At 46.2% G+C, this 15,154-nt stretch carries 9 protein-coding genes; 4 read left to right on the top strand and 5 right to left on the bottom strand.

Annotation, left to right across the window (positions count from 1 at the left end):
- Window positions 1-62: 62 nt before the first annotated feature.
- Window positions 63-1,028 carry a M48 family metallopeptidase gene (locus JGK20_RS02945; protein WP_293229320.1) on the bottom strand — a complete coding sequence of 322 codons (966 nt, stop codon included), beginning with the start codon at window positions 1,026-1,028 and terminating at the stop codon, window positions 63-65.
- Between the two features lie 219 nt (window positions 1,029-1,247).
- On the opposite strand from JGK20_RS02945, the gene JGK20_RS02940 reads away from it, so the two are divergent.
- The 3 genes from JGK20_RS02940 to JGK20_RS02930 are packed head-to-tail and all read left to right on the top strand — an operon-like array spanning window position 1,248 to window position 2,544.
- Window positions 1,248-1,799: a cupin domain-containing protein gene (locus tag JGK20_RS02940; RefSeq protein WP_293182608.1), complete on the top strand. Its 552-nt coding sequence runs from the start codon at window positions 1,248-1,250 to the stop codon at window positions 1,797-1,799.
- Window positions 1,800-1,801: 2 nt separating this feature from the next.
- Complete coding sequence (locus JGK20_RS02935) at window positions 1,802-2,218, top strand: XisH family protein (protein WP_293182606.1); 417 nt, start codon at window positions 1,802-1,804, stop codon at window positions 2,216-2,218.
- Window positions 2,206-2,544 carry a XisI protein gene (locus tag JGK20_RS02930; RefSeq protein ID WP_293182604.1) on the top strand — a complete coding sequence of 113 codons (339 nt, stop codon included), beginning with the start codon at window positions 2,206-2,208 and terminating at the stop codon, window positions 2,542-2,544. The genes JGK20_RS02935 and JGK20_RS02930 overlap by 13 nt, the downstream gene beginning before the upstream one ends.
- A 130-nt stretch (window positions 2,545-2,674) precedes the next feature.
- Here JGK20_RS02930 and JGK20_RS02925 read toward each other — a convergent pair whose 3' ends face one another.
- Window positions 2,675-4,297 carry an NAD(P)/FAD-dependent oxidoreductase gene (locus JGK20_RS02925; RefSeq protein ID WP_293224259.1) on the bottom strand — a complete coding sequence of 541 codons (1,623 nt, stop codon included), beginning with the start codon at window positions 4,295-4,297 and terminating at the stop codon, window positions 2,675-2,677.
- Between the two features lie 275 nt (window positions 4,298-4,572).
- Here JGK20_RS02925 and JGK20_RS02920 point away from each other — a divergent pair, with 275 nt between their 5' ends.
- Window positions 4,573-5,169 (top strand): chorismate lyase, encoded by a 597-nt coding sequence (locus JGK20_RS02920; protein ID WP_293190420.1) that lies wholly within the window; start codon window positions 4,573-4,575, stop codon window positions 5,167-5,169.
- A 526-nt stretch (window positions 5,170-5,695) separates the two neighbouring features.
- Here JGK20_RS02920 and iscB read toward each other — a convergent pair.
- The 3 genes from iscB to JGK20_RS02905 form a co-directional block, all read right to left on the bottom strand.
- The gene (gene iscB, locus JGK20_RS02915; RefSeq protein WP_293194027.1) at window positions 5,696-6,970 is read right to left on the bottom strand and encodes an RNA-guided endonuclease IscB; all 1,275 of its coding nucleotides are present in this window, start codon (window positions 6,968-6,970) and stop codon (window positions 5,696-5,698) included.
- A gap of 238 nt (window positions 6,971-7,208) precedes the next feature.
- Window positions 7,209-8,492 carry a cytochrome P450 gene (locus tag JGK20_RS02910; protein ID WP_293229319.1) on the bottom strand — a complete coding sequence of 428 codons (1,284 nt, stop codon included), beginning with the start codon at window positions 8,490-8,492 and terminating at the stop codon, window positions 7,209-7,211.
- A gap of 290 nt (window positions 8,493-8,782) precedes the next feature.
- Window positions 8,783-15,049 (bottom strand): PAS domain S-box protein, encoded by a 6,267-nt coding sequence (locus JGK20_RS02905; RefSeq protein WP_293229318.1) that lies wholly within the window; start codon window positions 15,047-15,049, stop codon window positions 8,783-8,785.
- Window positions 15,050-15,154: the final 105 nt, after the last annotated feature.

Below are 15,154 nucleotides of genomic sequence, written 5' to 3'. Positions count from 1 at the left end.
TACGCAAACAGTGGTTGAAGGCGCTAATGACAGCCGCAAGGTACTTGCGGCACATCCTCAACTTATTTTTGCTTAGATTTTTGTCGATCGATCTCCCGCTGCAACTCCTCAATCTGACGGCGCAAAGCCTCCGTCTCGCTGTTAGATGTTTGGGACTTCACATCAACCGCACCCTCAGCTACAGCCCGCTTGTAGTTACCCAGCTTAATTTGCCGGTATTCCTCGGAAGCCGCCCAATCTCGCAAATACCGCAGCCTTTCCACCGGGAAAGGGTGACTCAGCATCACGCCTTGGCCACCGTTGTAAAGTAAAAATTTATACACTTGGTTGAGATTGTCGCGATCGAGTTCTTGATAGTTGTCAGACTGGCGGATAAATTCTTGCAAACTGCATTGATCTGCATATTTACTGCTAACTCCCGCAAGTTTCATCATCGTCTTCATCACATTGTTCAAATCATCCGTCACCAACAAAGCTGCTCTATCTGCCGATAATTCAGCCTTCCGCCGCCACTCATAAAAAGCAAAAATTAAACCACTACCGACAATGTTTCCCAGCCCAAAAGTCATCTCGCCAATTGTTGATGCGATGCTCATCGCCCACATCGCCATTTGATTTAAAGTTGGATGACCGCATTTGATGTGTCCCAACTCGTGAGCCAGGACTACTTTGATTTCTGACTCATCCAGCAAATCTAAAAGACCTGTGTTTAAAACTATATAGGGTTGATTTTTCCCGAGGGCATAGCTGTTAACAGCGGGATTCTGAGACACAAACAAACCCGGTTCTGGAAAAATATCTAAATCCTGCACGCACTCCCGAAATATATGATAAATGCTGGCATATTGGCGCGGGCCGACTTGTATGCTATTTCCCATTAGGTAAACGAACTGCGGTCGTTCGTAGACAAACTCTACAAATTTGCTGGCAATTAAGTCAAATCCAGGTACGCTGCGTAATGCGGCCTCGGCCTGGCGATCGAGGGGATGCTGAAAAGCTTCGCTAGAAATTCCTGTATAAGTAGGCATAGTTGTTGCAAAAGTTACATCTAAAATATCTCAGTGTTGCCGATCGCTGCGACTGCTAGCTGGCGGCTGACTTATCCATCCTATTGTGACAAATATTGAACTCTTGTGGAACAGGCCGGAGAGCCTATTCAAATTAAGTTAAAATGGTTTTTCTGCTACAGGCGCGATCGACAAGCGTCTTTCGCTGTGTCTGTTAATCAAAAATAGGAACGTGCAAAAATGGCTATCCTGCGACTCGAAAACGGTAGAACCTATACTCAACTGAGCGATATTACCCGCGAACTTGCTCCTTTGAACATTCAACTCAATAGTTGGCCGGTGGGTGACAACCCAGAAATTCGGGAATTGCTGGCTCTCGATGCGATCGACGACAATCAAAAAGAGCAAGTGCTACAAGCCCTCGACGGCTACTTTCAGCAACTCAAGGAAAGCGCAGGCTATCAATCCCGCGACTTAATTGTACTACACCCAGACATTCCAAGCCTCGACACTCTGCTCTCCAAATTCGACAAGTGTCACATTCACGCTGACGATGAAGTCCGCTACATTGTAGCAGGAGAAGGAATTTTCGGTTTTGTGCGTCCCGACGGTAGTCAAGTAGAAGTGACTGTACAGCCCGAAGAATTTATCAACGTACCAGCGAATACGGAACACTGGTTTTATTTGACAGCAGCCCGGAAAGTTAAAGCTGTGCGCTATTTTACCACCACGGTCGGTTGGACACCGGAATATACGGATACTCAAATTCGATCGCAATTAGCTACTGTTTAAATATGCCAGCTAAAGATAAGTTTCACGAACTCGTCAAAACTGCCCTCGAAAATCAGGGTTGGACAATTACCGATGACCCTTATCATATCGATCTCGGATTTGTTGATTTTTATATCGATCTGGGTGCAGAACAGTTATTAGCAGCTACAAAGGATAATGAAAAAATTGCGATTGAAATCAAAACGTTTTTGGCACCATCGACGATTTCAGAGTTTCATACCGCAGTGGGACAATTTATCAACTATCGGATTGCATTAGAATTTGACGATCCAGAGAGAACTCTTTACCTGGCAATTCCATTAGGTATTCACAGAAAATTTTTCAAATACTCATTTATTCAAACGGTAATTGAACGCAATCAAATTCCACTTTTAGTTTACGACACCGAAAAACAGGAGATTTCTGAATGGATAAAGTAAGTTTGTATCGTCAATATATTCAGGAATTGCTAACTGAACGATCTCAGAGGCGATCGCCTCACGATCCAGTTTCCAGCGAGACAATTTTCGATTTAGTCAGCGATCGCTATCAACTGGTTCATGTGGGTTGGAAAGATAGTAACACTCGAATTTATGGCTGCATAATTCATGTAGACATTAAAGATGGGAAAATTTGGGTACAGCATGACGGAACTGAAGAGGCGATCGCCAATCAATTAATAGCACGAGGCGTCCCATCCCAGGAAATTGTGCTAGCCTATCATGCACCTCATGTCCGACAATACACCGAATTTGCAGTTGGTTGATCTGAGATGTTACATCAACAGCAACAGGGAAGATGCCTGTTCCACAAGAAATTTAATCTTTGTGGAACAGGCATCTTGCCTGTTCATAAAAGGCTAATTGACATTGTGCAAAATCTTAGTTAATCCTACCTCAAACTTTGTGCTTTAAAGATTGTAAAATACTCAAAGCAACCGCCTCCGCCACCTTAATCCCATCAATCCCCGCCGACAGAATTCCACCCGCATATCCCGCACCTTCCCCCGCAGGATAAAGCCCTTCAGTATTCAAACTCTGATAATCGTCTTTGCGCTTGATCCGAATTGGTGAAGAAGTGCGCGTTTCCACTCCAGTCAAAACCGCATCATCCATCGCAAATCCTTTAATTTGTTTGTCAAAAGCCGGAAGTGCTTCGCGGATGGCTGCGATCGCAAAATCCGGCAAACTTGCGCTCAAATCAGTCATCACAACTCCGGGCGTATAAGAAGGCTGCACAGCGCCTAGGGCGATCGAAGGGCGATTCGCCAAAAAATCTCCCACAAGCTGCCCAGGGGCGTTGTAAGTGCCACCTCCTAACTCAAATGCCCGTTCTTCTAGGCGACGCTGAAACTCAATTCCCGCCAACGGATGACCCGGATAATCTTCCGGCGTGATACCCACCACAATCCCGCTGTTAGCATTGCGTTCGTTGCGAGAATATTGACTCATCCCATTCGTCACAAGTCGCCCCGGTTCCGACGCCGCCGCCACTACCAAACCGCCGGGACACATACAGAAACTGTAGACAGAACGACCATTTGCACAGTGGTGAACCAGTTTGTAATCGGCGGCACCTAAAAGCTTGTGGCCCGCCCGATCGCCAAAACGACAGCGATCGATCGCACTTTGGGGATGTTCCACCCGAAAACCAATCGAAAAAGGCTTAGCCTCAATGTAAACACCGCGCGAGAATAACATCTCAAAAGTATCGCGGGCGCTGTGTCCCACCGCCAGAACTACATAATTACTAGCAATATATTCTCCGCTGGCTGTAGTAATTCCCTGCACTTTGCCATTTTCGATATGAATATCTTCGACACGAGTTTGAAACCGAATCTCACCGCCTAAGGATTCAATTTGGGCGCGAATACTTTGGACAATTCCCACCAATTTAAACGTACCAATATGCGGCTTATTAATATATAAAATTTCCGGTGAAGCACCCGCATTCACAAGTTCTGTCAGCACCTTGCGCCCGTAATGCTGAGGGTCTTTAACTTGGCTGTAGAGCTTGCCATCCGAAAAAGTTCCCGCACCGCCTTCCCCAAACTGGGCGTTAGATTCTGGGTTGAATTCTATTTTTTTCTTCCAAAATCCAAAGGTGTCAGCCGTGCGATCGCGCACAGCTTTGCCACGTTCCAAAAGGATCGGGCGAAACCCCATTTGTGCCAGCATCAGCCCTGCAAACATACCGCACGGCCCCGTACCGATCACAATGGGCCGAACTGTCGTCAAATTGCTGGGGGCTTGGGCTACATAGCGATAACTCGTGTCTGGCGTCACCATGACATGAGGGTCTTTTTTGAAGCGTTGCAGAAGTTCGTTTTCCTGTGTTGTCTCGACATCCACAATATAGACAAGAACAATTTCGGCTTTTTTGCGAGCGTCGTAGCTGCGTTTGAAGATGGTATAGCTGAGCAATTCTGCGGGGGGAATTTGCAGCTTTTTGAGAAGGGCGCTGGCGATCGCATCTTCAGGATGATCGAGGGGAAGTTTTATTTCGGTTATTCGTAACATATAGGGCAAAGAAGTTCGGCAACGGATTGGGTAATGGATTTAACTGAGATGTTGTAACATTCTCAAAAACAGGCAAGATGCCTGTTCCACAAAAACTCAATTTTATTGTGGAACGGACCGGAGAGCCCGTAACATTCTCAAAACAGGCAAGATGCCTGTTCCACAAAAACTCAATTTTATTGTGGAACGGGCCGGAGAACCCGTTTCTAAACAGATTTAAACTGTAGATTGCAGAAGCGTTATAATAAACAAAAAATTAAGTTTTGTAAAGACCCTTGACTGCAACATTTACACCAAAAAACAGCCAAACCTGGCACGCTCTCAACCCCCTGTGGGAAGGAGCAGAAGACGCAGTACAGAAGGGTTTACCCCACACCAAGCTAGCACCGGCATGGCAAATACTGCTCCTCGGCGACGGTTCCCCCACCCGTCACCTGCAACTGCTGACAGGGGAACCCACAGAAGTAGATGTGATCGATATGTCCTTAGTGGGTGAGGATGCAGACGGCGCGCCGCCACAAATTGTCGCGGTTCCCGGGCCGCGCCTGCGCCGCCAAGTGTGGCTGCGGACTGCTTCGGGACAGCGCCTCGCCTACGCGACTTCTTGGTGGGAAGCGAGTCACGTAGATGAATATTTGGAAAATAAATCTTTGCCAATTTGGGCAAGTTTAGCGCGCCTGCGGACAGAATTGTATCGCGATGTGCAAGGTATTTATTGCGGTGAGTCGGTGGCTTTGGAGGCTGCTTTTCAAGAGTCGGGGCCTTTTTGGGGGCGACACTATTTGTTTTGGCATCACGGGAAGCCGCTGACGCTGATTTATGAGGTGTTTTCGCCTTATTTGACTAAGTATTTGGGGCCGATGGAGTTGTAATATTGTAGGCGATCGCAGGTGCATCTGGGTTTGTCAAATATATTTGTAGGGGCGAAGCATGACCGCGGTCAATATGAGATTATAACTAATAACTTATCTGCGGTCATGCTTCGCCCTCTTCAAAAACCAAATGCACCGGAGCGTGATGACTTTAGTCCTCGGATAGATGCGGACTAAAGTCCTCACGCTTGGGAGCATCTCAATTTTGCAAAAAGCATTTTTTTTATTATAGTGCGAGCGTCCCCGCTCGCGATTTGTAGCATACGCGAGCGGGGACGCTCGCACTATAAATGCAAAACTGAGATGCTCCCCTCACTACGAACCTGAATGCGGACTAAAGTCCTCACTACGAGCCTGAATGCGGACTGAAGTCCTCACTACGAGCCTGAATGCGGACTGAAGTCCTCACTACGAACCTGCAATTTTTCGCCGCAACTTCACTCGCAAACCGTCACCAAAAAACGAGCGAGAAGCCCCTGGCTTTAGACATGGGGAGGAAAGCGGCTGCGACTTCAGTCGCCTTGAATTAAACTCCATAGGAATAGCCATCTTTTTTGTGAATAGATTGGCAATATTTGTGACTAATTCCTGCTACTCTTCCCTTCATTGTGGCGATATCGAACGAACCGGATGCACGGCAAAGGATTCGTCCTACATAAGATCCGACTTTTTTGCCTGCGGTGACTGTCGCGTTGATAATATCGCCAGTTTGAAAACCGAAATGAATTTGCTTTCTCGACTTGTGACGAATTGGGAAGCCAAACTTATTTGTGCCGCACATCTGTCGCGTACCGTGTCCTGTTGCCTTGATTAGCAGCGGTTGAAAAGTTAGCACTTTCAATTCTTCGACTTTGCCTACACAAGCAGCATCTAACCAGTGGGATTTAGGTAGCTGCAAACGAGTGCGATTGAATTTTGTCAAGCCACCACTGCCAGTAGAAACTGGTAAGCCAGTCATGCGGAGTCGGTTAAATAACGCCCAGCGAGTTGAATTAACTACTGTTGCGTCTTTTAAAGGACGTTTTGCTTGAGATAGAATCTTCTTCAAAACATCTGGCTTCTTGGAGAGGAATTGCTCAATGTCTTGAGTTCCCTTCCGAGTATTACAATTCTCGCAAGCAAGGCAAAGATTAGAAATACGATCAGAACCGCCTTTTGCTTTGGGATGAATATGCTCGATTTGTAATGGTGTATCAGCAACTCCACAATACGCGCATTTTCTGTCCCATTTATTCAGCAAATATTCGCGGATTTCGTAACCACATAAAATGCCTTGCTGGTATTCTAATCCACTAATCTCTGGATTTTCTAGTTGTTGTAAGTCGAATCGCACAAGTTCTTGAACAATGAAACTAATGGGGGCGACCTTCATTAATCTAGTTACCCATGTCAGGGTTGTTTCAACACGATGTTGTAGGCTTGGAGCCAGCCATCCTTTAGAACGAGTTCTATTTAGAAATCTTGCTTTTCGATAACGAGTATGGCGACTTCTCCTGCCTCTACGCAGTGAACGGCGAGACTCCAAACTGGCTTTAATTGATTGACCTCGGTGAGTTAGTTCTGCACCAAAGATTACATTTTTTCCTTGGACTAATGCAATTCCCGTGGTTTTGGAGCCAGGGTCTAATTTAAGAGTGATTGGTTCCTGGGGTGCTGTTATCTCTACCTTGAGTATTATCGTGAATGGATATCTTTTGAAAACAGCAGCTTTGCCAGTGGTTAGCAATTTACGAGCCATTCCTGGGCGGATTGGATTGAGCGGTTGCTTGTGACTATCAAGTACAAAAACAAAATTAGACATAAAGTCCTCCATTGCTGGGTAAAGTTCGCTTCGAGAATGTTTTATGAGCTTGTTATGCCAAAAGCACTGGTTTAACCCCGTTAAGCCTGTTTAACTTTTAGCGATAGAGCGGAAAACTAGCGACGGATTTTCCGGTATCATGACTCTAAAAACGTAGGTCTAATCCTGTCTCTGGTAAGGTTCGGGCTTTCTTCTCGAACCGCTCGAAACGAGCCGGACTTTCCAAAAGCCCCCGCTTTTAAGCGTGGGGTTCCTTACGCGGGTGTGGAGTCGGTACTCGGATTAAATTCAAATCTTGATCCGGTAACAAATCCCATTCGCACTCTCGAACCATCCTCGCCGCAAACAGTTTCATCTCTAACCGCGCGAATTCTTTCCCCAAACATTCCCGCAAACCGCCGCCGAAGGGCACGTAACTGAAAGGTTTAGCATTTGTCGATCGCTCCAAACTAAATCGATCGGGGTCAAAGCGATCGGGTTCGGGATAAACTGAGCTATCCTGATGGGTCTGATTGATTTCGTAAAGCACGCTCCAACCCTGGGGAATTTCGTAGCCGCCGAACTCGCAAGCCTGAATTACCTGACGAAAACCGCCTGCCACCGGCGGAACCAACCGCAGCACTTCTCGCATCACCTGCTCCAAATAAGTCATTTGTTTGAGCTGTTCCAAGTCTAGCGGTTCAGTTGCCGAAAACTGCTGTTGTTCCGCGCGAACTTTTGCCATCACATCGGGGTTTTGAGCTAGGAGAAGGCAAAAAGAGGCGATCGCCGAAGTCAAAGTCTCGTGTCCCGCAAACAACAGCAGCAGCACTTGATCTTTCAACTCCTCCAAACTCAAATTGTTTCCGTCATCGTCGCGAGCCGAAATCAGCAAACTCAAAGCATCATTCCCTTCTCCCATATCTTGTTGGCGATCGCGAATAATCTTTTCAAGTTCTGATAACAGTAACTTTCGGCACTTTTTCGCCTTTCCAAACTTAGTCCACGGCACATCTAAAGCAATCGAAAATAAACCCTCGCACCAAGTTTCAAAATAATGTCCCAGCGCCGTCTCCGAACCAGCATCAATCCCAACTAACAACTTACTAGCAACATCAAAAGTATAATTTCTCAGTTCGGGATACCACGCAAACTCGCTCATCTGCGTCCATCTTTCCAAGTAGCGCCCAGTGATATCTTCCATCCCGCCGATGTAGCCCGCCAGAGCTCGCGGTTGAAACGCTTGGTACAGCAGCTTGCGCCGATTTTGATGTTCCGAACCCGTTTGCAGCGCCAAGGAAAGCGGCCCTAAAAGCGCTTTCATGCTCGGAGGCCAACTCATAACAAAATATTGATTTTCATGGCTTAAAACAAACAAATTCGCCTCTGAGCCGGACACAAACACGGTAGGCTGTCCGAAGATGCTGGTTTTGAAAATTGGCCCGTACTGTTGGTGGCGTTTTTTGGCGAATTGAGCATCTTGTAAAAAGTTGAGGGTATCGCCAATTAGCGGTAAACCCAAATTGCCTGGAGGTAATGTCATTTCAGATTTCAGATTTCAGATTTTAGATTGTTCATATCATATTAACTGAATTTACGCAACTGTATAAAGGTACGTTGTTGCGCTTCAGCGCTTTTATACATATGAAAGAGCGGGTGCATCTGGCGCAAGGAAGAGGGCGAAGCATGACCGCATATAAGTTATTAGTTATCATCTCATATTCACCGAGGTCATGCTATAGCCCATACGGATATATTCGCCTTGCGCCAGATGCACCCGAAAGAGCGCTGAAGCGCAACTACGTACCTAAGAGTTAACCCTATAGAACCTATTTAATTTTCTCTTCTTTGAATCGGAATCTTGATCGTAAATTCAGTGCCTTTCCCCACCACAGAGAAACACTTGATTTCACCTTTGTGTTTTTCGACAATAATAGAATGAGAAATCGCCAAACCCATTCCCGTCCCCGAACCGATCGGTTTTGTAGTATAGAACGGATCAAATATCCGCTGCTTGACTTGATCGGTGATACCTGCACCGTTATCAGCAATTCTAATCGCAGCAAAATTACCTTCTACCTCTGTAGAAATGCGGATAATTGCTGAATTTGGAAGCGGTTCTTGTAAAGCGTCAATTGCATTCGCTATAATATTCATAAACACCTGATTCAATTGTCCGGCGTAACACTCTACCAGCGGCAATTGTCCGTATTCTTTAACGACTTGAATTGCTGGGCGATGGTACTCCGTACCCGCTGCGCTAACGGGCTGAACTTTCAGACGGTGTTCTAAAATCATCAACGTGCTGTCGATGCCTTCGTGAATGTTAACTTTTTTCATTTCAGATTCATCAAGGCGAGAGAAATTTCGCAAACTCCGCACGATATCTCGGATGCGAGTTGCTCCCACCTGCATCGAAGACAGCATTTTTGGCAAGTCGTCTAACAAGAAATCTAGCTCTAATGCCTCTACTTCCTCCTGAATAGCTGCGGTCGGTTCCGGGTATTCATCTCGATACATTTGCAGCAGTTTCATCAGGTTTGTGGTGTATTCTTCTGTGTAGGTAAGATTGCCAAAAATAAAGCTGACTGGGTTATTGATTTCGTGGGCAATTCCTGCTACCATCTGACCGAGACTCGACATTTTTTCTGCTTGCACGAGCTGGGTTTGAGCAAGCTTAAGTTCGCACAGAGTTGCTTCTAGTTGGGCAGTTTGTTCTCGCGCCATTCGGGCTGAATCGACGCTTTGGGTGTAGAGTTCGGATTGGCTGATGGCGATCGACAATTGATCGCCAATTGCCGATAGCAAATCCACTTCGTCTTGTGTCCACCTGCGCGTCTCGCGGCAAGCCACGCAGTCTACAACACCAATTAAACCCCCTGCACTATTGACTGGCAAATCCAACATAGATTTGTAACCCAGCTGCAAAAAGAACTCTCTTTCTACGGGATCGCTCCAAATTGAAACATCATCTATCTGGCAGATTTCCGATTTGGCTATTTTTTGTACCAGAGTCCCCGTTAGGTTAGCAGGATAATAACCCACAAGCGAGACCAAGTCATCATTTTTAGCTTCGTGGACGACATCCCAAGCGGGTATCTCGACATCCGAGACATACCAAATAAACAAGCAGCGATCGAGTTGCAGCAAGTCGCGAATTTGGTGCACAGTTGTTGCTAATATAGTATCTAAATCGAGAGAAGCGCGGATTTGACTGCCTAACTGGTTGAGCAATTTTTGCTTCATGGCTGCTGATGAAGCTTCGGCGGCGACGAGGCGAGATGTTTCGTAAAGTTCGGCTTGATTAATGGCGATCGCCAATTGATTGCCCACAGCCACTAACAGTTCCACTTCCTCATCGCTCCAACACCGGATGCTGCTAGAAGCGCTACAGCAAATTACCCCTATTTTACCTGAAGATGTCTGAATGGGAATGTCCAGCATAGACTGTAATCCTATACACATGAAAAAATTCCGCTCTACTGGATCGGTAACATTTTTAAAATCATCCACCCGAATTATTTCAATATTGGCAATTCGCTCGGCTTTAGAACCAGTCAAGTTAGCCGGAAATACACCCAATAATGAAGGTAAATTAGCATTTTTTGCCTCGTATTCCACATTCCATACTGCTGGTTCTTCGTTAGGCATATACCAAATAAATAGACAGCGTTCGAGTTGCAGCAACTCGCGAATCTGTTGCACAGTTGTGGCCAAAATAGTATCTAAATCCAGAGAGGCACGAATATTGCTAGCTAGTTGGTTAAGCAGCGCTTCCTGCTCTGCTAATTTGCGGAATCTCGCTTCCGACTCTTGCAACTGTCTTTGAGCTTCTTTTTGTTTCGTTACGTCCAAACCCAAACCGATTAAGCCGATCGCATTACCGCAATCATCTTTGACCTGAGTTTTAATTATCTCCAACTGGTGGTATTCACCGTCAACCAACTGGAGCAATTCTTCAGAATAACAGGGAGGATCTTGGCTCCAGGCTTGTGCATCTGATACCATGCAGTTAGCAGATGCTTCTAATCCAAAAACTTCGGAATAGTGAGAGGCTGCTAAGAACTTCTCTTCGGGAATAGCTACATCTTCGCAGAAAGTTTTGTTGGCTAATAACATCCGCCCGCTAGCATTTGCCATCCACACCCAGATGGGAGCATTGTCAATAATTCCCCTCAAAGTTTGCTTTTGGGCGGCGAGAGCAAGTTCTGTTTGTTTGCGCTTGATTCCCAGGGCGATCGAATCGGCAATTGACGCAAAAGAAATCAGTGTAGATTCCGTCAACTCCTGGCGAGCAAACATGGCGATTACTCCCACCAACTGATTGTCAACAATCAACGGATATCCAGCAAAAGCCACCATTCCTTCTCGTTTCGCCCATTCTTTGTCGCTGACTCGGGCATCTTCTTGCACAGAATTAGTGAGGTGAGGTTGTCGCTCTCGGGCGATTAAACCAATCTTGAACTCGCCGACCGCAATGCGGCTGTGAGCGCCGTCAATGTGAGTATAAATCCCCGCACTTGCTTGCAATTCCAAGACATTTCCCTCTTCATTGAGCGTCCAAATCCGAGCAAACGCAGCATCCAGATGGCGCACAACTGCATCGGTACATTTTTGCAAAGTTGCAGGTAAAGTGCGGTTTTCAGTCAGAGCAATTCCCACATCTGCTGTGAATGAAGAAAGTTTCAATTGTTCTGCTAAAGCTTGTTCTGCGAATTTGCGATCTGTAACGTCGGCAGCAACACCGAGACGCTGCTGGATTTTGCCCGACTCTGTTCTGCTAAATACAATATCGCGACTGACTAACCAGCGCCAACTATTTTGTCTGTCGAGTACCCGATATTCGTACTCAACCACCTCGCCGTCGGGAGCATTTTCTATTTGCTGGATATATCTGGGAAATTTAGCTAAATCTTCAGGGTGGATAATTGTCGGCAACAGATTGCTGCCCATTTCTTGAACTTCTGCCACTGTATAGCCCAGGAGGTCGGTGATTTCGCGGTTGGCATACACATTTCGCTGCTCGATTTCGTCGTAAACATAGAGAATATTCGGACTGGTATTGGCAATGCGCTCAACAAAGTGCTGACTAGCTTGCAGCGCTGCTTCTGCAAGTTTTCGAGCCGTAATGTCGGTGGAATTACCAATAATTCGGTAGATGCTGCCAGAGGTATCGTGCAGGGGCGTCAGAGTTACGATAAACCAATTTTCTACACCTGCCAATTCGGCGCTATTTTCGTAAGAAATCGAGCTGTCTGCGGCCAAACAATCGAGGTATCTTTGCCGAAAATTTGCTGCTACTGCTGGGGGAAACACTTCTTCGGGAGTTTTGCCTTTGACATCAGCACTCAAAATGCCTGTAGATGCTTCTGTAGCTGCATTCCAGCCTGCATAGCGGAACTCTCCGGCGGCGACATCTACCACGAAAATAACTTGATTCGATCCGTTATAGATGCTGTTTAAAAATTCTTCTTGTTCGCGCAATTGTGCTTCGGCTTGTTTGCGTTTTGTAATGTCGGTAGCACTTCCCACAATGCGACAAATTTTCCCAAATTCGTCTCGCAGCGGAGTCAGAGTTGTGATAAAGCAGACTTCTTGAGTCTCAAGACTAACAGATTCTTCGTAAGAAAGAGAGCTATTTTTTAGCAGGCATTCTCTTAATTTCTGCCGGAAAAACGCTGCCGTAGATGCTGGGAAAAGTTCTTCTGGAGTTTTGCCGCATCCTTCCTCCTTGCTGATGTTACTGAGTAACTCTGCTGCTCGATTCCAGCCGGCGTAGCGAAATTCTTCGTCTGCGCCGACATCTAGTACGAAAATACTGTAGTTCACACTGTCGTAGATGCTGCTCAGAAATTCTTTTTGCTGCCACATTTCTGCCTCGGCGCGGCGGGCTGGGGTAATGTCGGAGTGGATGCCAACCCACTCGCGAACGCTGCCATCTGCATTCAATACGGGTATACCGCGCACGGTCATATACCTGTACTCGCCGTCGTGCCGCAGCAAGCGGTGTTCTATTGCGAATAAGGTGCGATCGGCAAGTGCCTCAGACCACATCCTGGCAGTATATTCTCTGTCGTCGGGATGGATGTTATTGAGCCACCCCCATCCTTTAATTTCGTCGTAAGTCGCTCCCGTAAATGCACTCCATCCTGTTTGTTCGGCGACAACTTCGCCTGCGGCGGTAGTATCCCAAATAATTTGGGAGGTGGCTTCAGTTAAACACCGATATTTTTGCTCGCTTTCTTGGAGAGCTTTTTCGGCTTGTTTGCGATCGCCAATATCAGAAATAGTGCCAATCATTCTCACCGGAGCATTATTTTCATCTCTTTCTACGACTTTCCCCCGCGCCAAAATCCATTTAAATTCGCCGGATTTAGCTAACATTCTATGCTCAACAGCATAGCCATTTTCTGGATTTTCCAAATAGGCATTTAATTTCTGGTTCAATACCAGTAAATCGTCGGGATAAACTAGCTGTGACAAACCGATCGCATTTGCTTGTAGTTCGTCTGGTTCGTAGCCCAACAAAGCACTGTACTCGTGGTTGCAATACATTTCGTCAGTAACTATATTCCAATCCCACATTCCGCTGTCGGAACCCCAAAGAGCTAGCTGCAACCGCTCTTCGCTGCGCCGCAGGGCGGCTTCTACCTGTTTGCGATCGCTAATATCGCGAGCAACTCCCACCACGCCCGTGATGTTTCCAGAGCGATCGCGCAAAGGGCTTTTGGTAGAAAGAAATGTCAGGATGTTGCCCTCACTATCTTTTACTAATTCTTCGATGCTTTCCTCAATCCCAGATTGCCAGATCCGGCGGTCATTTTCCGCCAGCATATTCGCAATCTCCAGCGGAAATAATTCGGCATCATTTTTGCCAAAAATTTCTGATTTTGGCTTGCCAATCATGCCCGCAACCGTAGAATTGACCAATAGGTAGCGGCCCTGAATATCTTTGACAAAAATGCTGTCGCCTGTACTTTCGATGACGTTTTCAAAGAGGATGTTACTTTCTTGTAGTGCTGCTTCTATTGCTTTCCGATCGCTGATGTCGCGTGATATACCAATGATGCCGATCGCATTTCCTTCCGAGTCGTACCAAGGGCATTTTGCTGTCAGAAATGTTTGCATTTGTCCATTTATATGGAGATTTTCTTCCTGATTGAAATGTATTCTTGATGCTAGAATTTCGATGTCTGAATCTATCATTCTTTTGGCTATTTCAGCGGGAAATAATTCTGTATCGTCTTTGCCTATAATTGCCTCAATAGGTTTTTCAAAAAAATTAGCTAGGGCAGAATTTCCGATCGCGTAGCGGCCTTGAATATCCTTGACAAAAATGACATCCGGCGTGCTTTCAATCACGGAACGCAAGATTGAATTGCTGTGCTGGAGCGACTCTTGGGCGAGTTTGCGATCGGTAACGTCGCGGGCGACAGCATAGATCAATTCTTCTTCGCAGAAAGGGCTAGCAGTCCAGGCTATCCACTTGTAAGACCCCTCGCGACACAGCCAGCGGTTTTCAAACCCAACGATATTATTCCCCGCAGCAATCCTTTCAGCTTGTTTTAGAGTAGTTTCGCGATCGCCTGGATGGACGAATTCAATGAAGAGTTTGCCCACCATTTCGGCTGGGGAATAGCCGAGGATTTTTTCGGCTGCTGGGTTGATGTGCTTAATATAACCGTCAAAAGCAACTACGCAGAGCATATCTGGCGACAGGCTAAAAAATCGATCGCCCTGGTTGAACTTGCTGGATTGGCGATCGTTATAGGCCCAGACAGCAGAGGCGTGCGATCGCGCGGACACCACCAACATGACAATATTGGCTACAGCCAAACATCCCAGGGCGAGTTGGCTCTTGCACAAACCATCGCCTCCGCCTGTTACCAGCAACCCGTTTAATACAAGCAGTACCACACTCGCAACTGAGAATACACTGCCTGAGGCGATCGTCGCAAGGCTGATTGTTTGTTCATACTGCATACTGCATTCTGCCTTCTGTCTGCTGGTGACTGCTGCCGTTAATTTTATCAATAATAGTTGCAGGAATTTAAACAATTTAGTGTTTTGTGATTCTTCTATATGAACTAGATCTTTCATTTTTTTGAATAAGTTTAATTTTTGATGAGTTAAGACTTAAAAACAACTCTAAAGATGTTAAAATACTTTCAACAGTTGACAGTTGACAGTTGACAGTTGACAGTT

The sequence above is a fragment of the Microcoleus sp. PH2017_05_CCC_O_A genome (genome assembly GCF_020738785.1).
In the GTDB taxonomy this organism is placed as follows: Bacteria; Cyanobacteriota; Cyanobacteriia; order Cyanobacteriales; family Microcoleaceae; genus Microcoleus.
This window is presented reverse-complemented; position numbering and strand designations above follow the sequence as displayed.

Excerpts from the sequence above, each read along its gene's own strand:
- JGK20_RS02935 (WP_293182606.1), top strand. The coding sequence starts at position 1,802 with ATGCCAGCTAAAGATAAGTTTCACGAACTCGTCAAAACTGCCCTCGAA.
- JGK20_RS02905 (WP_293229318.1), bottom strand. The coding sequence starts at position 15,049 with ATGAAAGATCTAGTTCATATAGAAGAATCACAAAACACTAAATTGTTT.
- JGK20_RS02925 (WP_293224259.1), bottom strand. The coding sequence starts at position 4,297 with ATGTTACGAATAACCGAAATAAAACTTCCCCTCGATCATCCTGAAGAT.
- JGK20_RS02940 (WP_293182608.1), top strand. The coding sequence starts at position 1,248 with ATGGCTATCCTGCGACTCGAAAACGGTAGAACCTATACTCAACTGAGC.
- JGK20_RS02930 (WP_293182604.1), top strand. The coding sequence starts at position 2,206 with ATGGATAAAGTAAGTTTGTATCGTCAATATATTCAGGAATTGCTAACT.
- iscB (WP_293194027.1), bottom strand. The coding sequence starts at position 6,970 with ATGTCTAATTTTGTTTTTGTACTTGATAGTCACAAGCAACCGCTCAAT.
- JGK20_RS02945 (WP_293229320.1), bottom strand. The coding sequence starts at position 1,028 with ATGCCTACTTATACAGGAATTTCTAGCGAAGCTTTTCAGCATCCCCTC.
- JGK20_RS02910 (WP_293229319.1), bottom strand. The coding sequence starts at position 8,492 with ATGACATTACCTCCAGGCAATTTGGGTTTACCGCTAATTGGCGATACC.